We start from the raw sequence: 20,323 nt of genomic DNA on the forward strand, positions 1-20,323 counted from the left end.
AGAGGTTCAGATATCCAGCACTTCCGTCTCGGCAAACTCCGCGCGTTCCTGGATGAAACGGAAGCGGGCTTCCGGCTTGGTGCCCATCAGCGCGTCGACCGCGTCCTTGGTCGCGGCCTCGGCGTCGATCACGTCGACCCTGAGCAGTGTGCGCTTCCTCTGGTCCATGGTCGTTTCCTTGAGCTGGGCGGCCATCATTTCGCCCAGCCCCTTGAAGCGGCCGATCTCGACCTTGCCGCGTCCGGTGAATTCGGTGCGCAGAAGTTCGTCCTTGTGCGCATCGTCGCGGGCGTAGGCGACCTTGCCGCCTTGCCGGATCGAATAGAGCGGCGGCACCGCCAGATAGAGATGGCCGCCGCGGATCAGGTTCGGCATCTCCTGATAAAAGAAGGTGATGAGCAGCGAAGCGATGTGGGCGCCGTCCACATCGGCGTCGGTCATGATGATGACCCGGTCGTAGCGCAGGTCCTCGTCACGGTACTTTGACCGCGTGCCGCACCCGAGCGCCTGAATCAGGTCCGATATCTGCTGGTTGCCGGCAAGCTTGTCGTTGCCGGCGCTGGCGACGTTGAGGATCTTGCCGCGCAGCGGCAGCACCGCCTGGCTGGCGCGGTCGCGCGCCTGTTTCGCGGAGCCGCCGGCCGAATCGCCCTCGACGATGAAGAGCTCGGCGCCGGCCGCGGCATTCTGCGTGCAGTCGGCGAGCTTTCCGGGCAGCCGCAGCTTGCGCACCGCGCTCTTGCGCGACACTTCCTTTTCCTGGCGACGCCGCACCCGTTCATCGGCACGCGCGATCACCCATTCGAGCAGCTTCGAGGCTTCCTGCGGATTGTCGGCCAGCCAGTGATCGAAGGGGTCGCGGATGGCGGTTTCGACAATCCTGATCGCCTCGATCGTCGCCAGCCTGTCCTTGGTTTGGCCGACGAATTCCGGCTCGCGGATGAACACCGACAGCATGCCTGCCGCCGAGATCATGACGTCCTCGGACGTGACGATCGAAGCGCGCTTGTTGCCGACCAGATCGGCATAGGCGCGCAAGCCGCGTGTCAAGACGTTGCGGAATCCAGCCTCGTGCGTGCCGCCTTCGCCGGTCGGGATGGTGTTGCAGTAGGAATTGAGAAATCCGTCGCCACCGAACCAGGTCACGGCCCATTCGAGCGAACCGTGGCCACCTTGCCTGTCGCTCTTGCCGGCGAAGATTTCGCGGGTGACCTGGAATTCGTCGCCGAGCGAGGCTTTCAGATAGTCCTTCAGGCCGCCCGGGAAATGGAACTCGGCCTTGGCCGGCGTCGTGTCCTTCTCCTTGATCAGCGACGGATCGCAGGTCCAGCGGATCTCGACGCCGCCGAACAGGTAGGCCTTGGAGCGCGTCATCCGATAGAGCCGCGCCGGCTCGAACGCCGCGCCCTTGCCGAAGATCTGCTCGTCGGGATGGAAACGGATCCTGGTGCCGCGCCGGTTATGCACCTCGCCGAGCGGCTCCAGCCCAGTCACCGGAATGCCGCGCGAGAATTTTTGCCGGTAAAGTTGCCGTCCCCGCGCGACCTCTACCTCGAGATGGTCCGACAACGCGTTGACCACGGAGACGCCGACGCCGTGCAGGCCGCCCGAGGTCTCGTAGACCTTCGAGTCGAACTTGCCGCCCGAATGCAGCGTCGTCATGATGACTTCGAGCGCCGGCTTCTTGTATTTCGGGTGCGGATCGACCGGAATGCCGCGGCCATTGTCGGTGACGGCCAGATATCCGTCGGCGGAAAGCTCGACATCGATGAAAGTCGCGTGACCGGCGACCGCCTCGTCCATCGAATTGTCGATGACCTCGGCGAACAGATGGTGCATCGCCTTGTCGTCGGTGCCGCCGATATACATGCCGGGGCGCCGCCGCACCGGCTCCAGCCCTTCCAGAACCTCGATGTCGGCGGCACTGTAGCTCTCGCTGCCGTCGCGGGATGCCGGGCGCTTCGCCGCCTGCACCAGCGGGTCGGCCGGGCGCGCGGTCGCACGGACCGGTTGCGGCTGCTTGTCTCTAATGCCGAAAAGATCGTTGTTGTCGTCCATGCCGGTCCTGGATTCCGATGCTGCGAATCACCACCCGATACTGCCACGCTTTTTGCGGGCAGGCGACGGAGGTTCCTGTTACGTTCGAGGATAGAGCCTCTTACCGCAAAACCATTCGACAACCAAGCGGCGGAAATGGGTCGAAAAGCTGGCCTTCGCGAGAGTCGCAATCAGCCACCCTCATTGCGCGTGCGCGACAATGAGGGTGCAGCCGGCGTCGCAGTCCGCCGTTTCTATTCCGCAGCGCCCAGATATTCTGACAGCGGCGGGCAGGAGCAGACGAGGTTGCGGTCGCCGCCAACATTGTCGATGCGCGACACAGGCGGCCAGTATTTGGCTGCGGTGTCGGCATCGCCGGCGGGGTAGGCCGCTTCCAGGCGCGAGTAGGGGTGGGTCCACTGGCCGGCCAGCGCCTCGGCGGCGGTATGCGGCGCATTGACCAGCGGATTGTCTGCCAGCGGCCATTCGCCTTTGGCCACCTTGGCTGCCTCGCCCGATATTGCGATCATCGCATCGCAGAAGCGATCGAGTTCGCTCTTGGGCTCGGACTCGGTCGGCTCGACCATCAGCGTGCCGGCCACCGGAAACGACATGGTCGGCGCATGGAAACCATAGTCGATCAGCCGCTTGGCAACGTCGTCGACGCTGATGCCGGCACTGTCCTTGAGCACGCGGGTGTCGAGGATGCACTCATGCGCGACACGCCCGTGCCTGCCCTTGTAGAGCACCGGGAAATGCGCTTCGAGCCGCGTCGCCACGTAGTTGGCGGAAATGATCGCAGTTTCGGTCGCCTGCTTCAGGCCCGAAGCGCCCATCATGCGGATATACATCCAGGTGATTGGCAGGATCGAAGCGCTGCCGAACGGTGCCGCCGACACGGCATGGCCCGAGCCTTCGTTGACGTGGCCGGGCAGGTACGGCTTCAGATGTGCCTTGACGCCGATCGGGCCGACGCCGGGACCGCCGCCGCCATGCGGGATGCAGAACGTCTTGTGCAGGTTCATGTGGCAGACATCGGCGCCGATGTCGCCCGGGCGGGCGAGTCCGACCAGCGCGTTGAGGTTGGCGCCGTCGAAATAGACCTGGCCGCCATGATCATGGATGAGGGCGCAGAGGTCGCGCGCGCCTTCCTCGAAGACGCCGTGTGTCGAGGGATAGGTGAACATCAGCGCCGCGAGGTCTTGCGCGTGCTGGGCCGCCTTGGCCTTCAGATCGTCGATGTCGATGTTGCCGTCTTCGGTGCAGCGCACGACGACGACGCTCATGCCGGCCATTGCCGCGCTCGCCGGATTGGTGCCATGCGCGGAAGACGGGATCAGGCAGACGGTGCGGTGGCCTTCGCCGCGCGAGCGGTGATAGCCGCGAATGGCAAGCAGCCCGGCATATTCGCCCTGGCTGCCGGCGTTGGGCTGCAGGGTCACCGCGTCGAAGCCGGTGATCTCCGCCAGCCAGCCTTCCAGCTCATCGATCATCGCGCGATAGCCGGGCGAATGGCTTGGCGGCGCGAAGGGATGCAAATTGGCGACATCAGGCCAGCTTACCGGCATCATCTCGGCGGCGGCGTTGAGCTTCATGGTGCAGGAGCCGAGCGGGATCATGGCGCGGTCGAGCGCCAGGTCCTTGTCGGCCAGTCGGCGCAGGAAGCGCATCATGTCGGTTTCCGAGCGGTTTTCGTGGAAGACGGGCTGCGTGAGAAACGCCTTGCCGCGCGCTTGTCCGGGCATGGTGCTATCGGCAGCGGCGCCCGCCTTGGCGCCGAACAGCGCGGCGATCGCGTCCAGATCGGCATCGGTGGAGGTCTCGTCGAAGCTGATGCCGATACGGTCGGCGTCGATCAGGCGCAGCAGCCGGCCGGTCTTTTCGGCGGCGGCGGCGATCGCGCCGGCTCCGCCCTTCACCTCCACCGTTATAGTGTCGAAGCGGCTTGCGCCAAGCACCGAAACACCTGATGCGGCGAGGCCGGCAGCCAGGCGGTTGGCCAATTCATGGATGCGCTCCGCAATCGCCTGCAGCCCGGAAGGGCCATGCCAGATCGCATAGGCCGTCGCCATGTTGGCGAGCAGCGCCTGCGCGGTGCAGATGTTTGAGGTCGCCTTGTCGCGGCGGATGTGCTGTTCGCGCGTCTGCAGCGCGAGGCGGTAGCCAGGGCGGCCCTTGCTGTCGGTGGACCGGCCGACAAGGCGGCCGGGCATCAGTCGCGTCAGCCTGTCGGAAACGGCGCAATAGGCGGCATGCGGCCCGCCAAAGCCCATCGGTACGCCGAAGCGCTGCATCGACCCGACGGCGATATCGGCGCCAAGCCTTGCCGGCGTGTCGGTCAGCGTCAGGCCGAGCGGGTCGGCAATGAAGACGACGAGCGCGCCAGTGGCGCGGGCTTTCTCGATTGCCGCCCTGTGGTCGCCATAGACACCAAACGTGTCGGGCCAGGAGACGAGCAAGGCGGCGGTGTTGTCGTCGATCGTGTCGCCATCGACCTCAGTGCCGAGCGGTTCGGCGCGGGTGCGCACGACGTCGAGCGTCTGCGGATGCGGCGTGCCGGCCAGCGCCACCTTGGTCCGCTTGTCGCGATGATGGCGCAGCGCAATGCCGACCGCCTCAGCCACCGCCGTCGCTTCGTCGAGCAGCGAGGCGGACGCCACCGGCAGGCCGGTCAGCTCGGTGACCAGGGTCTGGAAATTGAACAGCATTTCGAGCCGGCCCTGGCTGATCTCTGCCTGGTAGGGGGTGTAGGCCGTATACCATGCCGGATTCTCGAACAGATTGCGCTGAATGACCGGAGGCACGTGCACGCCGTGGTAGCCGGCGCCGATAAAGCTCTTCAGCACCGTATTTTTCGCCATTGTCGTTGAAAGCTCGGCCAGCGCCTCCGCTTCGCTTGCCGGGATCGGCAAGGCCAGCGGCCGGTCGAGCCGGATCGATTTCGGCACCGCCTGGCTGATCAACGTCTCGACCGAGGGAACACCGATCGTTGCCAGCATGGCCCGGGTTTCGTCGAGGCCGGGGCCGATATGGCGGGCCGAGAAGGAGTAGGGTGCTGCGGTCATCTTCCTGGTCCTGCTATCAACCGATATGGGTTTTGTAGGCGGCTTCATCCAGAAGGCCTTCGAGCTGGCTTTCATCGGCCAGCTTCATCTTCCACAGCCAGCCGTCGCCGGTCGCCGCCGAATTGACCAACGATGGGTCCGACGAGAGCGAGGTGTTGGCCTCGGTGATCTCGCCGTCGACCGGCGCATAGACGTCCGATGCGGCCTTGACGGATTCGACCACGACGGCCGTATCGCCCTTGGCCAGCTTTCTCCCAAGCTCGGGCAATTCGACGAAAACGAGATCGCCGAGCTGCTCTTGCGCATAATCGGTGATGCCGACGGTGGCGATGCCGCCTTCGACGCGGAGCCATTCGTGATCTTCGGTGAAATAGGTCTTTGCCATGAGGGATTTATCCTTTGCGGTAGCGATGCGGCGTGAAGGGCAGGGGATTGATATCGATCGGGATTTTCGTCCCGCGAACGTCGGCGAACAGTCTTGCGCCTGGTTTGGCCAGCGACGTCTGGACATAGCCCATGGCGACCGGATGGGCGGCCGAAGGGCCGAAGCCGCCGGAGGTGACGTGGCCGGCGGGATTGCCGTCGGCGTCGAAAAGGGCAGCACCGGCACGCACCGGCTGGCGGCCCTGCGGCTTCAGGCCGACACGTTTTTGCACCGGGCTGCGCTCCAGGATTGCACGTAACGCATCGGCGCCGATGAAAGCGCCAGAGGCGCGAATCTCCTTGGGGATGGCCCACATCAGCCCGGCGCTGGCCGGGTCGATCTCCGGCGTGATGTCCAGCCCGTGCAGGCATAACCCGGCTTCGAGCCGCAGGCTGTCGCGGGCGGCCAGCCCCACCCACATCACGCGCTCGTCCTCGAGCAGTCTGGCGACCAGGTCGCGAGCCTCCGCTTCCGGCAGGCCGATCTCGAAACCGTCCTCACCGGTATAGCCCGACCGGCTCATGAACCAGTTCTCGCGGGGCTCAAAGCCGTGCATGAACAAAAGCGATCCGGTTTCGATGCCGGCGCGGGACAGGGCGGCCCAGGCTTCGGGCCCCTGGATCGCCAGGAAGACGCGGCCGAGTGCGTCGACCTTTGCGTCGACATCCCCAGCAAGCGCGCGCAGGTGCTTTTCGTCGGCTTCGGCGTTGCCGGCATTGGCGACGACCATGAAGCGTTCCTGGCCGAGCCTGGTGACGATCAGATCGTCGATGACGCCGGCGGCTTCGTTGAGAAAGAACGTGTATTTGGACTGGGAAATCTCAAGCGCGCCTGCCTCCAGCGGACAGGCGCGATCGAGCAGCGCCACAGCGCCCGGCCCACCGATCTCGAACAGCTTCATGTGCGAGATGTCGAACAGGCCGGCATGTTCGCGGGTATGAAGGTGCTCCTTCATCACGCCGGCTGGATAGGTCAGCGGCATCGACCAGCCGGCGAACGCGCCAAAGCGCGCACCCGCGGCCACGTGCAGATCTTCGAGGGGAAGGTGTTTGGTGTCGTCGCCCGTCATGTCATCTCCAGAGTCGCACGCAATCGGCCGCGAATGGCGGCCAGTCCGTGCCCCTCTGTCTGAAGCCTGAGAGACTTGCGCCCCGGAACTCTGTCGGCAGCGCTTACACCTTCGGCGCGGGGGCAAGCCCCGACTTTCCAGAGTGTCTTTCCCGTCTACGGTTCTTTTGCCTGAGAGATTTCGGGCGATTTCCCCTTCGGCGGCAGCTCTCGCTGCTCTCTCCCGCAAACAGGTAGGGCTCGCAAAAGCCCTCGACTCGTCATCCATAGCCTGTGGGCGACACCTTGTCACCTGCCAGCGACGCCTTACCGACAAGTCTTCACTAACGACCTCGCTGTTTGCTGATTCCCCAAGGTAATGCTGATGAACCCGGCCCTGCCCAGCGATGGCGAAGATTACATCGGCAGTTGAGTGGTTCGGTCAGATGCCGCCGTACCAGTCGTAGCCATTGTCCTCCCAGTAGCCGCCCCTGCCGCCGCCGATCGTGGCGAAACCGTCGACCAGTTCGATCCTGTGGAGATATTTCGGCATCTTGTAGCCGATCTGGCGCTCGACGCGGACACGCAATGGCGCGCCGTTCTCGACCGGCAGCGGTTTGCCGTTCACGCCATAGGCGAGGATCGTTTGCGGGTGACGGGCATCGATCAGGTCTATCGAGCCGTAATATTTGATGTCGCCGGACAGGCTGCGGTCGATCGTGTCGAGACAATGGAACATCACGTAGCGCGCCTGCGGCTTGACCACCGCCTGGTCAAGCACCAGCGACAGCGGCGTGCCGGTCCATTTGGCGATGCAACTCCAGCCTTCGACGCAGTCGTGACGGGTGATCTGGGTGCGGCTTGGCATGTTCATCAGCTGCTCGCGGGTCAGCGACAGCGGCTTTTCGACAAGGCCGGAAACCTCGAGCCGCCAGTCGGCGAAATTGTTGGCGAGCAGGCCCTTGTAGACATCGTCGTCCGGCGCGGTGACGCCGTTCGGCCGCTGCGGCTGGCGGATGTCGGCCTCGGTGAACTCCGGCGCCAGCGAATCGCCAGCGAGCAGGCGTTGCGCGCGCCAGGTCAGGCCGTTGGCGCCTTCGAGGAAACCGCGCAGGCCGTCGCCGACGCCAAGCTGGCTGTCGAAGGCATCGCAACCCGACAGCATGATGCCGGAGACGCCGAGGCTGGCCGAGGTCAGGAATTTTCTGCGGCTGACCATAAACTTCGCCATCTCACGCACTCCTCTCGGGCGTCTTGCCGCCCTGCGCCGGCGGATCGGTCCGGTACCAGCCGGTGATGATGGAGCGCAGCTCGTTGATTGGGCCGGCGGCGAAGATCATCAGCATATGGATGACGAAGAAGACGATGAGCAGCAGCATCACGATGAAATGGATCGTCCGCGCCGTCTGCCGGCCACCGAGCAGGTCGTTGAGGAACGGCAGCGCCGCATTCATGCTCGGCGACATGGCAAGCCCGGTGATGATCATCAGCGGCAGCAGCACGAACATCACGCCGCCATAGGCCATTTTCTGCAGCGTGTTGTACTCGCGCGCGTGGTGGAACTTGAGCTTGGCGTGATCGACGATGTCTCGCGGCAAATGCCTGAGATCGTCGATGCGCGGGGCAAGATCGCGGCGCAGATGACCGTTGACCAGGCTGGCGATGAGCCAGACGACCAATGTCGTGGTCAGTATCCAGGCGAAGAAGAAATGGACGACGCGGGCGGTGCCGAGGTCGTAATAGGAAGGGATCGTCGCCCAGGACGGGAAGGCGCGGGACCTCTCCTGGCCCGCCGGTCCGGACCAGCCCAGCACACCGGTCGTGTCGAAGCGTTTGCCAAAGATCTCGGTGTAGCCGCGCGGACCGTTTTCCGTGTTCTCGGCGCCGATGGCGAAGACGGTGTTGTCATATGCGAATCCCGACTCCTTGCCGATATAGAGCTGGGGGCGGGCGTTGAAGATCTGCAGGCCGGAAAGCAGCATGAAGAACAGCGAGATGGCCCAGAGCCAATGCGTCAGCCGCGTCCAGCGCGACTGCCGGTAGATCAGCGTCGCATCTTTCTGAGGGGCAGCGTCCACCCCGGTGGCGGATTGGCTCCTGGCAACCGATTCCATTTTTTCGCGTCCTTCCGGCCGCTCAGTGGGCCCTTGCGATCGTTCTCCTCCCAATACGTGGCCAGCCAAAGCGATGTTTCATCCGATCACGGAATTATTACAAGCTGCCCGATCCTACCGGCTTCCAAGACTGACGGCGAGGTTGACCGCTGCGGCGACGATCACTGTATTGAAAAAGAACGACACGATCGAATGCAAAAGCACGATGCGACGCATTTGCGTGGTCGAGACCGCGGTATCGGAGGTCTGTGAGGTCATGCCGACAGTGGTCGAGAAGTAAAGGAAATCCCAGCCGTCCGGCTGCTCCTTACCGGGAAATACGAGGCCGCCGACGGGCTTTTTCTGCTTCGCTTTGCTGCCGGAATTAGTCTCTTCGTCGTCCATCCAGTAGACATGCGCGTAGTGCAGCGCAGTCATGGCGTGGATGGTGAACCAGCCGAGCGGGATCGACAGCAGCGCGAAGGTGAGTTCAATGGGATGCGGGCCGCCCCCTCGATTGATCAGCTGGAACAACGAGACGATGGCAACGGCGACGACAATCAGGGTCACGGCAAATATGACCAGCACCGGTTGGTCGGTGGCGCGGGCATTCTTGCTCAGATAGCGGCCGGTGAGCAGCGGCATCTGGGCGACGACGAGGACGGTGTAGGCGGCGAAGAACGCATTGGCGCCGATCGAATAGACGAGGGGGGCGCGCAAGACCAGCGCGATCGCCAGCGCCAGTACGCCGACGCAGGCCGACACCGCGAATTGCATGTGCCGATGCAATGGTGTCTTCAGGGATGTATCGGTCGTCATGGCCCGGCCTCTGATGGCGGTCCGTCTTCGACGGTGCCGAGCGTCCTTTCGGACGCGAAAGGACACAGTAGCACTTTTGAAGTCTGCGGATGATCCTTTCCGAGTCGAAGGCGGTGAAGCAAAAATAGAATCCGATTTGCGACGTGCGTTAAGGCCTGTTCTGAATCATCGTGAGTTTATGACGGCAGCGGATATGAAACGCTCTAGAAAACGCCGCCGATACCAATGCCGCCGCTGATGTCGGGCGGAGGTGCGGCCGGGCGCGAGGACTGCTGCTGCGACCGTGCGGCTTTTCGGTTGGCCGCATTCTTGCGCGCCGGAGCCGCCTCCGATGCCACCTTCGCCGGCTTGATCTTCCGCACGACCACCGGATCCTTGCAAACCCGCCCGGAGCGCAGGAAAAGGTCACTCAGAAGTTCAACCGTAGGCTCGGTCGCGGAAGCGGTTCTCGCGGTGTTTTTGTAGTAGTTGGTAAGCGCGCGCACGGAGCCCTTGCCCCAATTTCCGTCGACCGCCATCCGGTAGCAGCCCAAACGTCGCAATTCGGTCTGGATGCTGCGCGCGAGATCGGTCGCTTTTTGGGAATCCGTTTCAGTCGCCGAAGTACCGACGATCAGCGTTTCAAGTCCGGAGACGACGCTCTGCCTGGCCCCTTCGAGGCTGGCGACCTGCGTGCCGGCGGGCTTGGCCGCAGCGTCGGGTAAGGGCGAAAGCTCGACCGAACGCAATGTCTGGCCGACGATCAGCACGGCTGTCTGCAGGTCGTTGGAAGCGAGCTCGAACTTCAACTTCTCCTTGGCGGCAGGATCGGCCAGGATGCGCGACAGGCTGGCGCTGAGCTGGGCCGGGTCGAGCACTTGCTGCTCGGTGAAGTAAAACTGCTCGCGAAGGTTCGACTGATCCCACGGAACCTGACGCCCGACGGTGATTGCCTCGGTCTCGTTGCGCACGCGGATCATCATGTCCGAAATGCTGAGCCCGGGAATTTCGACGTTCTTCAACAATGCCGTGGTGAAGGGGCTGTTGTCTCCCGAGCCGTCGACAGCAACGTTGCCCGGCTGCGTTGCAAAGGCAATGAACGTATTTTCACCCACTTCGATTTGCGCGAGGCCGTCCATGGCGCTGGGGCCTTTGCCCATCGGGTTGTTACGACAGGCATCAAGAAACACGAAAGTCTGCCTTTCACGGCTGGCAAATCTCGAAATCACATCGTTGAGCTTGACCGCGCCCGCGATCAACTCCTGCAGGTTCTCGGCGTTGGGCGTATCGATCGGCAGAAGGTAGTTCTCACCCCCGAGTTGCACGCCGTGGCCAGCGTAGAAGATGAGGACGGCACTGGCGCCTGCCACCTTGTCCTCGGCTTGTTTGAAAAGGGTGGTGAACCCGTCGGACGACAGGTTGGTTGCCGTTAGCACATCGAATTTCAGCCTCCTCAGGCTTTCGGACAGGCTGGTGGCGTCGTTTGCAGCATTGGCCAGATGCGGGAGGCGGGCGCTTCGGTAGTCGGAGTTGCCGATGACGATCGCTAGCCGCTTGCCTGGCTGTGGCAACTGGCCTTCCTCGACAGCGGCTTGAACGCCGAGGGATCCGAAAAGGGAAACCAGCAGGACCGCAGCAATGCGCAGGAGGAGACGGTAGCTCATGGCAAGGGCTCGTTTCGGCGCGTGACATCCTCAAGTCGCCGAAGTGTCCGCCCGACCGACGCCGTTCCGCTCATGCGCCGGAACTCGTTTCTCCGAAGACCGCCCCTATTTTTACACCAGAACCCGTATCAAAGAAAGCGCAAGGGCGCGATCCGCGTTCGATCCAGCCGAGCTCGGTTTCCCGGTCCGCACGAAATCATATCCACGCCCGAAATAGTTTGTTATTCTCTTGCCAACGCTGGCTGAGTGTTGCACCCGCATCTACTGCAGTCGGTGATGTTTTGCATAGTTCAACTGCGCATGGCATGTCCTGATATTTAAGCCAGACGACACAAGTAGCAGGGGAAGGGGACAATGAAAGGCAAGAATTGGCGTTTGCGCCTGTGCGCGAGCTCAATTTCGATTGGCGCTGCGTTGGTTTTCCTGCCTTCGAAGGCAAGCGCCTGTATCGAAGACAGCGAGGGCAGCTTTCTGGTGACGGACTGCTACGTTGGCGTGACCGTCAATAGCGCGATTGTCGACACGTCCCTGGATGCCCTTCTCAAATTGTCCGACGACATCATCCAGGCGGCAGTCGGCCCCGCAAAGGCAGCTCCGCCGGCCCAGTCTTCACCGTTCGGCGTTTTTGCTTCCGGCCAGTTGGCCCACACGGCGCATGACGGCTTCACCGTATCGGACGATTTCGACGTCCTTGACGGACCGAGCTTCGATGTCGATGAATTCTCCGCTGCCGCCAGTGTCGACTTCAATGCGGCAAAGCATTTCGGGTTCGACAGCGAGCACGGATTGAATCTGGGGCTGTTCGGCGGTTATGCCTCGGCTGACGTCGATGTGGACGTTTTTTTCGGTGTCGGTGACGCGACCAACAAAAGCGGCATGTTCGGCGGCTATGGGCTTTATCGTAAAGGCACCAGCTATGCTCTTGTGGCCGCCTCGGCGTTCCTGGGCAACACGGACGTCAAGGGAAATGACGGCAGCTACGACACGCAAGGCTACGCGATAACAGGATCGATCGGCCGCATCTTCAACTTGACCGATCGCATGCGTTTCGATCTTCGTGGCGGGCTCCTGGGCGTAACCTTTACCGGCGACGCATACACGGACGATGCCGGCACTGAATTTGGAAAGAGCCGTTTATCGTTTGGCGCGATCAAGTTCGACCCTGGGGTTTACGCGGATTACCAGCTCGGAAACGGCATGGTCATCAGCCCCTATGCGCGCGGGGATCTGCAGCAGCGTTTCGGCTATTCCAACACGGCGAGCGTTTTTGGTCAGAGGAGCGATTTCGAGGATGCGGACTTCTCCGTGGCGCTGTCCTCCGGCTTCAATCTGAAGATGTCTTCATCGACAACCGTCAGCACTGAAATTCGCGGCAAATGGTCGGAGGACAGTTCAACCGTCAGCGGCAAGATGGGCCTCAAGGTCGCGTTCTAGTCCGATGCGACGGACTTCAGCGCACGCCGCAAGATGCGGTCGAGCTCGCCGAGAAACCGCGAGCGGTCCTGCGGCGCGAAACTGGCATTGTAGCCCTTGCTTTCGCCGGTCTCGCGCAGATGCTGCTTGAGATCGCGCATCGCCACCGCCATGCCGATGGTTTCCGGCGTGAACGGGCGTCCGGTCGGCCCGAGCACATGGGCGCCGAGCGCCACCGTGCGGGCGGCAAGCGGGATGTCGGCCGTCACCACAATGTCGTTGGATTTGGCATTGTCGACGATCCAGTCGTCGGCCGCATCGGCGCCCTTGGACACGACGACGTTGCGGACCATCGGATCGCGCGACGGGCGCAGGCCGCCATTGGAGACGAAGGTGACGACGACGCCGTGGCGCTCGGCGACCTTTTCGACCTCGGCCTTCACCGGACAGGCGTCGGCATCGACGTAAATGGCGGGTGCGGGCATCGTTCGTTCCAATGCATATGGAGCCGGGCGACTTCGCCGGGCTCCATCGATGATATTCGAGCGGTCGCTATCCCCGCAATGCTCCGGAGTTCTGCGCGCAGGGCAATAAGGGGCAGCGCCAACCTGACGCGATTGCCTTGCTTCTTTGCGGTCAAATCGCGATATCAGCTGCTTGTGGTTCTCGTCAGTAAACCACCACGCTCCTGATCGACTTGCCCTCATGCATCAGGTCAAAACCCTTGTTGATGTCCTCCAGCTTCAGCGTGTGGGTGATCATCGGGTCGATCTCGATCTTGCCGTCCATGTACCAGTCGACGATCTTCGGCACGTCGGTGCGACCGCGCGCGCCGCCGAAGGCGGTGCCCATCCAGCTGCGCCCGGTGACGAGCTGGAACGGCCGCGTCGAGATCTCCTGTCCGGCGCCGGCAACGCCGATGACGACCGACTTGCCCCAGCCGCGGTGGGATGCTTCAAGGGCCTGCCGCATCACCTTGGTGTTGCCCGTGCAGTCGAACGTATAGTCGGCGCCGCCGATCTGGTCGGCGCCGCGCTTGGTCATGTTGACGAGATAAGGCACGATCTCGCCGTCGATCTCCTTCGGATTGACGAAATGCGTCATGCCGAATTTCTCGCCCCATTCCTTCTTGTCGTTGTTCAGATCGACGCCGATGATCATGTCGGCGCCGGCAAGGCGCAGCCCCTGGATGACGTTGAGGCCGATGCCGCCGAGGCCGAAGACGGCGGCCGTGGCGCCGATCTCGACCTTGGCCGTGTTGATCACCGCGCCGATACCGGTGGTGACGCCGCAGCCGATGTAGCAGATCTTGTCGAAGGGCGCGTCGGGATTGACCTTGGCCACCGCGATCTCGGGCAGCACGGTGTAGTTGGAGAAGGTCGAGCAGCCCATGTAGTGGAAGATCTTGTCCTTGCCCATCGAGAAGCGCGACGAGCCGTCCGGCATCAGCCCTTGTCCCTGCGTGGCGCGGATGGCGGTGCACAGATTGGTCTTTCTGGACAGGCAGGACGGGCACTGCCGGCATTCCGGCGTGTAGAGCGGGATGACGTGGTCGCCCTTCTTGACCGAGGTGACGCCCTTGCCGACGTCAGCGACGACACCCGCACCCTCATGGCCGAGAATCGCCGGAAAGATGCCTTCGGGATCGGCGCCCGACAGCGTAAATTCGTCGGTGTGGCAGATGCCGGTCGCCTTGATCTCGACCAGCACCTCGCCCTCGCGCGGACCATCGAGGTCGACCTCCAGGATCTCCAGCGGCTTTCCGGCGGCGACAGCGACAGCGGCGCGGGTTTTCATCGGGCATCTCCTCTCAAGTCAAATCTGCAATCGGGCCGAGCCTTAGCTTATCTGCAGGTTCTGGACTATGGGACGAATTGACAGTTCTTGGCCGGGTTTTGGCCGGTGCCGCCGATTTGCGCCCGGGATATGCGTCAACTTGCCTTGACCGGCCGGGCGAAGCCCATAAAAGAAAGGCAGCCGAGGGAACAAAACCCGCATGTTCACAAAAATCCTGATCGCCAACCGTGGCGAGATCGCCTGCCGCGTCATCAAGACGGCACGCAAGATGGGCATCGCCACCGTGGCGGTCTATTCGGACGCCGATCGCGACGCCGTGCATGTCGAGATGGCAGACGAGGCCGTGCATATCGGGCCCTCGCCGGCCGCTCAGAGCTATCTGGTGCCGGAGAAGATCATCGCCGCCTGCAAGGCGACGGGTGCTGAAGCCGTGCATCCGGGCTACGGTTTTCTGTCGGAGCGCGCATCCTTCTGTGAGGCGCTGGAGAAAGAAGGCATCGTCTTCATCGGCCCCAAGCCCAAGGCGATCGAGGCGATGGGCGACAAGATCGAATCGAAGAAATTCGCCAATGCCGCCAAGGTCAGCACCGTGCCTGGCTGGCTCGGCGTCATCGAGAACGCCGACCATGCCGAGAAGATCGCCGGCGAGATCGGCTATCCCGTGATGATCAAGGCCTCGGCCGGCGGCGGCGGCAAGGGCATGCGCATCGCCTGGAGCAAGGCCGAGGTGCGCGACGGGTTCGACCGGGCGCGGTCGGAGGCCAAGAGCTCTTTCGGCGACGACCGCGTCTTCATCGAGAAGTTCGTGGTCGACCCGCGCCACATCGAGATCCAGGTGCTGGCCGACGCGCATGGCAACGCGCTTTATCTCGGCGAGCGCGAATGCTCGATTCAGCGCCGCAACCAGAAGGTCGTCGAAGAGGCGCCATCGCCCTTCCTCGACGCCAGGACCCGCAAAGCCATGGGCGAGCAGTCGGTGGCGCTGGCCAGGGCGGTCGATTACCAGAGCGCCGGCACCGTGGAGTTCATCGTCGATAGCGAAAAGAACTTCTATTTCCTTGAAATGAATACGCGATTGCAGGTCGAGCACCCGGTGACCGAGCTTGTCACCGGCATCGATCTGGTCGAGCAGATGATCCGCATAGCTGCCGGCGAAAAGCTCGCTATCAAGCAAAGCGACGTCAAGCTGAACGGCTGGTCGGTGGAAAGCCGGCTCTACGCCGAGGACCCGTATCGCAATTTCCTTCCGTCGATCGGCCGGCTGACGAAATACCGGCCGCCGGAGGAGGGACAGTTCGGCGAAATCGTCATCCGCAACGATACCGGCGTCACCGAGGGTTCGGAAATCTCGATGTTCTATGATCCGATGGTCGCCAAGCTGTGCACCTGGGCACCGGCGCGGCTCGCGGCAATAGACGCCATGTCGGAAGCGCTCGACAGCTTCGTCGTCGACGGCATCGAGCACAACATACCCTTCCTGGCGGCGCTCATGCAGCATCCGCGCTGGCGGGAGGGGCTGATATCGACGGCCTTCATCGCTGAGGAATATCCGGATGGGTTCGCGCCGATCGTGCCCAACGACGAGGAAAAGGCGGTGCTGGCATCGATCGCCACCGCTGTCGAACTGCTGCGCCGCGACCGGCTCGACCGGCTGGGTGGGCGGCTGGCGCCGCATTCGGGCGTGCTGAAGCGGGACTGGGTGGTGAAGATCGGCGAGGATTATCTTTCGGCCTCTGTGCTCGAAGGCATGATCTCCATTCCGAAGGAGCTCGATCTGTCGATCGACGGTGGCAAGGCGCTGACGGTGGCGTCGGACTGGCGGCCGGGCGATCTCATCTGGCGCGGCACGGTCGGCGGCCGCAGGGTCGCGGCGCAGATCAGGCCGGTATCGAACGGGCTTCGCATCGCCTGGAAAGGCATGTCGGTGACGGCACGCGCCATGCTGCCGCGCACGGCCGAGCTCGAAAGGCTGATGCCGGAAAAAGTGGCGCCGGACACCTCGAAGATGCTGCTTTGCCCGATGCCCGGCCTCGTCGTGTCGATTGCCGTTGCCGAGGGGCAGGACGTCAAGGCCGGCGAGACGCTGGCGGTCGTCGAGGCGATGAAGATGGAAAACGTGCTGCGCGCGGAGCGCGATCTTACCGTGTCGAAGCTTAACGCCAAGCCCGGCGACAGTCTCGCCGTCGATGCGGTGATCATGGAGTTCGCGTGAGGCCGAAAACAATAAACCCGCCCTGTCGGCGGGCCGTTGGCGCAAATCAGCACCATGAATAAATTCCTAGCATAGCTGCCGTCACCTGGCAAGTTGAAACTACCCGACAGTTACAGGGAAATCGCTTCGGGTTGGGCGGCGCCGGCATCGACAATTGACCGGTCTATTGCTGGACTCGCATCGTGCGGTGCCGGACAATACATTTTCATCGACTGAGTCCTTTCAAGCGGCGCAAGAAAACATGGCGAATGAGGCACTTCCACGCGACCCCTTGCGACGCGAGGCCTATGCAAAGGCGTCGCGGCCGGAAGCGCCGGCGCGGCCGTTCATCCATCTGCGCGTGCATTCGGCCTATTCGCTGCTCGAAGGCGCCTTGCAGATCGGCACGGTCGTCGGCCATGCGGTCAAGGACCAGTCTCCGGCCATCGCCGTCACCGACACCAACAATCTGTTCGGCGCGCTCGAATTCGCGCAGAAGGCGGTGAAGGAGGGCATCCAGCCGATCATCGGCTGCCAGACCTCTCTCGCCTTTTCCGGCGAAGCCAGCGACAGCCAGCGCGACCGCCGGCGGCAAGGCCCGGAAATGCGGTCGGTGGTTTTGATCGCGGCGACCGAGGCCGGCTACAGCAATCTGGTCAGGCTGGTCAGCCGGGTCTATCTCGAAACCCCGCCTGGCGAGGCCGTGCATCTGACGACCGAGATGCTGCAAGGCCATTGCGACGGCCTGATCTGCCTCAGCGGCGGGCCGCGCGGCCCGATCGGCAACGCCTTGAAGGAGGACCGCCGCGATTTAGCCGAGACGCGGCTTTTGGCGCTCAAGGCGCTGTTCGGCGACCGGCTCTATGTCGAGCTGGAACGGGTCGCCGGTTATGACCGGGCCATCGAGCAATCGTCCGTCGACCTCGCCTATGGCCACGACCTGCCGCTGGTCGCCACCAATGAGGCGTTTTTCTCCTCGCGCGACGACTATGAGGCGCATGACGCGCTGGTCGCCATCGCCGAGGGTTCGGTCGTCGCCGCCGACAATCGCCGCCGCCTGTCGCCCGACAATTTCCTGAGAAGCCAGGCCGATATGGCTCAGCTGTTCGCCGACCTGCCGGAAGCGATCGACAACACCGTCGAGATCGCGCTGCGCTGCTCCTACTATCCCAAGACGCGCAACCCGATCTTGCCGCGCTTTGCCGGCGGCGACGTCGACGATGCCGATGCCGCGGTCAAGGCGGAGGCGCAGGAGCTGGCAAGGCAGGCGCATGAGGGGCTGGAGGCGCGGCTCACCGCGCACGGCCCGACTCCCGGCTACACGGTCGAACAGTACCGCCAAAGGCTGGATTTCGAGCTCGGCATCATCGAGAAGATGAAATTCCCCGGCTATTTCCTGATCGTCGCCGACTTCATCAAATGGGCGAAGGCGCAAGGCATTCCGGTCGGGCCGGGCCGCGGCTCGGGTGCCGGCTCGCTGGTCGCGTATTCGACGACCATCACCGACATCGATCCGCTGCGCTTCTCGCTGCTGTTCGAGCGCTTCCTCAATCCCGACCGCGTGTCGATGCCCGATTTCGACATCGACTTCTGCCAGGACCGTCGCGAGGAGGTCATCCGCTACGTCCAGCAGAAATACGGCCGCGACCAGGTCGGCCAGATCATCACCTTCGGCACGCTGCAGGCCCGCGCCGTGCTGCGCGATGTCGGCCGCGTGCTGCAGATGCCCTATGGCCAGGTCGACAAGCTCTCGAAGATGGTGCCGTCGAACCCGGCCAATCCGGTCAAGCTCGCCGACGCCATCGCCAACGAGCCGCGCTTTGCCGAAGAGGCAGAGCGCGAGCCGATCGTCCAGACGCTGCTCGACATGGCGCAGAAGCTGGAAGGGCTCTACCGCCACGCCTCGACGCACGCCGCCGGCATCGTCATCGGCGACCGACCGTTGTGGGAGTTGGTGCCGATGTACCGCGACCCGCGCTCGGACATGCCCGTCACCCAGTTCAACATGAAGTATGTCGAGCAGGCCGGGCTGGTGAAGTTCGACTTCCTCGGGCTGAAAACGCTGACGGTGCTGGAGACCGCGGTCAAGCTGATCCGCCGCCGCGGTATCGAGATCGATCTCGCCCACATTCCGCTCGACGACCCCGACACCTACGCCATGCTGTCGCGCGGCGAGGTCGTCGGCGTGTTCCAGGTGGAAAGTGCGGGCATGCGCAAGGCGCTGATCGGCATGCGCCCCGACTGCATCGAGGACATCATCGCGCTGGTCGCGCTTTACCGGCCGGGACCGATGGAGAACATCCCGACCTACAACGCCAGAAAACATGGCGAGGAGGAGATGGCGTCGATCCACCCGAAGATCGACCATCTGGTCAAAGAGACGCAAGGCGTCATCGTCTACCAGGAACAGGTGATGCAGATCGCGCAGGAGCTCTCCGGCTATTCGCTCGGCGAAGCCGACCTGCTGCGCCGCGCCATGGGCAAGAAGATCCGCGCCGAGATGGACAAGCAGCGCGAGCGCTTCGTCTCGGGCGCGGTCGAACGCGGAGTCGGAAAGCCGCAGGCCGACTTCATCTTCGACCTGCTGGCAAAATTCGCCGATTACGGCTTCAACAAGTCGCATGCCGCCGCCTATGCGGTCGTCTCCTACCAGACGGCCTATCTCAAGGCGCATTACCCGGTTGAATTCCTGGCCGCGTCGATGACGCTCGACATGGGCAACACCGACAAGCTCGCCGATTTCCGCCAGGACGCGTTGCGCCTCGGCATCGACGTGGTGGCGCCGTCGGTGATGACGAGTTTCCGCGCCTTCGAAGTCGGAGAGAACCGGATCTTCTATTCGCTGGCCGCGCTGAAGGGCGTGGGCGACGCGGCGGTCGAGCATATCGTCGCCAAGCGCGGTGAAAAACCGTTCAAGAGCCTCGCCGATTTCTGCGAAAGGGTCGATCCGAAGATCGTCGGCAAGCGGGTCTTCGAAAGCCTGATCATGGCCGGCGCGCTCGACTGTTTCGGCCACGACCGCGCCGCGATGATGGCGGGCGTCGAGCGGATGATGGGCTTGGCGTCGCTGGCGCAGCAGAATGCAATGTCGGGCCAGCACGACATTTTCGGCGCCTCGCTCGGCGCGCAGTCGCAGGCTCTCAACCTGCCGGCGACCGATCCATGGCTTGCCGCCGACCGCCTGCACCGCGAATTCCAGGTGGTCGGCTTCTACCTCTCGGCCCATCCGCTCGACGAATACAAGGCAGCACTGCAGAAGATGCGGGTTCAGACCTGGGGCGAGTTCTCGGCCGCCGTCAAGCGCGGTGCCGCCGCCGGTCGGCTTGCCGGCACCGTCACCACCAAGCAGGAGCGCAAGACGCGCACCGGCAACAAGATGGGCGTCGTGCAGTTCTCCGACACGTCGGGCCAGTATGAGGCGGTGCTGTTTTCCGAGGGGCTGGCGCAGTATCGCGACCTGCTCGAGCCCGGTCGTTCGGTGGTGATCACCGTTTCGGCCGAGGACAGGCCCGAAGGCGTCAATTTGCGCATCCAGACCGTACAGTCGCTGGAGGACGAGGCAAGCCGCATCCAGAAGGCCCTGCGCATCTTTGTCAGAAACGAGCAACCGGCGACTGCGATTCAATCGCAGCTTACCCAGCGCGGCGACAGTCAGGTGAGCATTATCGTCATCAAGGAAGAGGCGCAGGGCGAGGTTGAGATCGAACTGCCCAACCGTTACCGCGTCTCGCCACAGATCGCATCGGCCATGCGCGCGGTGCCGGGCGTGGTGGAAGTGGAGCTGGTGTAGAAAT

The 20,323-nt window shown here is 63.3% G+C and carries 13 protein-coding genes and 1 riboswitch; of the genes, 3 read left to right on the forward strand and 10 right to left on the reverse strand.

What is annotated here, in order from left to right; translation table 11 throughout:
• Nucleotides 1-6: 6 nt before the first annotated feature.
• From parE to AC0NID_RS20710, 8 genes are all read right to left on the reverse strand, one after another.
• Nucleotides 7-2,058 carry a DNA topoisomerase IV subunit B gene (gene parE / locus AC0NID_RS20675; protein ID WP_473458247.1) on the reverse strand — a complete coding sequence of 684 codons (2,052 nt, stop codon included), beginning with the start codon at nt 2,056-2,058 and terminating at the stop codon, nt 7-9.
• 233 nt (nt 2,059-2,291) lie between these two features.
• Entirely contained in the window at nt 2,292-5,102 is a 2,811-nt protein-coding gene (gene gcvP, locus AC0NID_RS20680; RefSeq protein WP_473458246.1) for an aminomethyl-transferring glycine dehydrogenase, read from the reverse strand.
• A gap of 16 nt (nt 5,103-5,118) precedes the next feature.
• Entirely contained in the window at nt 5,119-5,487 is a 369-nt protein-coding gene (gcvH, locus tag AC0NID_RS20685; RefSeq protein ID WP_473458245.1) for a glycine cleavage system protein GcvH, read from the reverse strand.
• A 7-nt stretch (nt 5,488-5,494) separates the two neighbouring features.
• Nucleotides 5,495-6,595, reverse strand: a complete 1,101-nt coding sequence (gene gcvT, locus AC0NID_RS20690; RefSeq protein ID WP_473458244.1) for a glycine cleavage system aminomethyltransferase GcvT — start codon at nt 6,593-6,595, stop codon at nt 5,495-5,497.
• Between the two features lie 148 nt (nt 6,596-6,743).
• Nucleotides 6,744-6,830, reverse strand: a riboswitch (glycine riboswitch).
• Nucleotides 6,831-7,015: 185 nt separating this feature from the next.
• On the reverse strand, nt 7,016-7,804 hold the full coding sequence (locus AC0NID_RS20695) for a molybdopterin-binding protein (RefSeq protein ID WP_473458243.1): 789 nt from the start codon (nt 7,802-7,804) through the stop codon (nt 7,016-7,018).
• Between the two features lies 1 nt (nt 7,805).
• Nucleotides 7,806-8,687, reverse strand: coding sequence for a cytochrome b/b6 domain-containing protein (locus AC0NID_RS20700; RefSeq protein WP_473458242.1), 882 nt, complete (start codon nt 8,685-8,687; stop codon nt 7,806-7,808).
• A 114-nt stretch (nt 8,688-8,801) separates the two neighbouring features.
• A complete protein-coding gene (locus tag AC0NID_RS20705; protein WP_473458241.1) occupies nt 8,802-9,485 on the reverse strand; it encodes a DUF1345 domain-containing protein in 684 nt (227 codons plus the stop codon).
• A 203-nt stretch (nt 9,486-9,688) separates the two neighbouring features.
• Nucleotides 9,689-11,128: a caspase family protein gene (locus AC0NID_RS20710; protein ID WP_473458240.1), complete on the reverse strand. Its 1,440-nt coding sequence runs from the start codon at nt 11,126-11,128 to the stop codon at nt 9,689-9,691.
• Between the two features lie 354 nt (nt 11,129-11,482).
• Here AC0NID_RS20710 and AC0NID_RS20715 point away from each other — a divergent pair, with 354 nt between their 5' ends.
• Nucleotides 11,483-12,562: an autotransporter outer membrane beta-barrel domain-containing protein gene (locus AC0NID_RS20715; protein ID WP_473458239.1), complete on the forward strand. Its 1,080-nt coding sequence runs from the start codon at nt 11,483-11,485 to the stop codon at nt 12,560-12,562.
• Here the strand turns inward: AC0NID_RS20715 and AC0NID_RS20720 are convergent.
• Both AC0NID_RS20720 and AC0NID_RS20725 read right to left on the reverse strand, forming a co-directional pair.
• On the reverse strand, nt 12,559-13,026 hold the full coding sequence (locus AC0NID_RS20720; protein ID WP_473458238.1) for a YaiI/YqxD family protein: 468 nt from the start codon (nt 13,024-13,026) through the stop codon (nt 12,559-12,561). The two genes, AC0NID_RS20715 and AC0NID_RS20720, sit on opposite strands and share 4 nt — an antisense overlap.
• 184 nt (nt 13,027-13,210) lie before the next feature.
• Nucleotides 13,211-14,338, reverse strand: coding sequence for an S-(hydroxymethyl)glutathione dehydrogenase/class III alcohol dehydrogenase (locus AC0NID_RS20725; RefSeq protein ID WP_473458237.1), 1,128 nt, complete (start codon nt 14,336-14,338; stop codon nt 13,211-13,213).
• 199 nt (nt 14,339-14,537) lie between these two features.
• Between AC0NID_RS20725 and AC0NID_RS20730 the strand changes: the two genes are divergently transcribed.
• Both AC0NID_RS20730 and dnaE read left to right on the forward strand, forming a co-directional pair.
• Nucleotides 14,538-16,550 (forward strand): acetyl-CoA carboxylase biotin carboxylase subunit, encoded by a 2,013-nt coding sequence (locus AC0NID_RS20730; protein ID WP_473458236.1) that lies wholly within the window; start codon nt 14,538-14,540, stop codon nt 16,548-16,550.
• Nucleotides 16,551-16,821: 271 nt separating this feature from the next.
• Complete coding sequence (dnaE, locus tag AC0NID_RS20735) at nt 16,822-20,319, forward strand: DNA polymerase III subunit alpha (protein WP_473458281.1); 3,498 nt, start codon at nt 16,822-16,824, stop codon at nt 20,317-20,319.
• The last annotated feature ends 4 nt before the right edge of the window (nt 20,320-20,323 follow it).

The sequence above is a fragment of the Mesorhizobium sp. WSM4821 genome, from assembly GCF_055901555.1.

Bases quoted from the DNA above. Each gene is read 5' to 3' on its own strand.
- gcvH (WP_473458245.1), bottom strand. From the start codon at position 5,487: ATGGCAAAGACCTATTTCACCGAAGATCACGAATGGCTCCGCGTCGAA.
- AC0NID_RS20720 (WP_473458238.1), bottom strand. From the start codon at position 13,026: ATGCCCGCACCCGCCATTTACGTCGATGCCGACGCCTGTCCGGTGAAG.
- AC0NID_RS20700 (WP_473458242.1), bottom strand. From the start codon at position 8,687: ATGGAATCGGTTGCCAGGAGCCAATCCGCCACCGGGGTGGACGCTGCC.
- AC0NID_RS20695 (WP_473458243.1), bottom strand. From the start codon at position 7,804: ATGGCGAAGTTTATGGTCAGCCGCAGAAAATTCCTGACCTCGGCCAGC.
- AC0NID_RS20715 (WP_473458239.1), top strand. From the start codon at position 11,483: ATGAAAGGCAAGAATTGGCGTTTGCGCCTGTGCGCGAGCTCAATTTCG.
- AC0NID_RS20730 (WP_473458236.1), top strand. From the start codon at position 14,538: ATGTTCACAAAAATCCTGATCGCCAACCGTGGCGAGATCGCCTGCCGC.
- AC0NID_RS20710 (WP_473458240.1), bottom strand. From the start codon at position 11,128: ATGAGCTACCGTCTCCTCCTGCGCATTGCTGCGGTCCTGCTGGTTTCC.
- gcvP (WP_473458246.1), bottom strand. From the start codon at position 5,102: ATGACCGCAGCACCCTACTCCTTCTCGGCCCGCCATATCGGCCCCGGC.
- parE (WP_473458247.1), bottom strand. From the start codon at position 2,058: ATGGACGACAACAACGATCTTTTCGGCATTAGAGACAAGCAGCCGCAA.
- AC0NID_RS20705 (WP_473458241.1), bottom strand. From the start codon at position 9,485: ATGACGACCGATACATCCCTGAAGACACCATTGCATCGGCACATGCAA.
- AC0NID_RS20725 (WP_473458237.1), bottom strand. From the start codon at position 14,338: ATGAAAACCCGCGCCGCTGTCGCTGTCGCCGCCGGAAAGCCGCTGGAG.
- gcvT (WP_473458244.1), bottom strand. From the start codon at position 6,595: ATGACGGGCGACGACACCAAACACCTTCCCCTCGAAGATCTGCACGTG.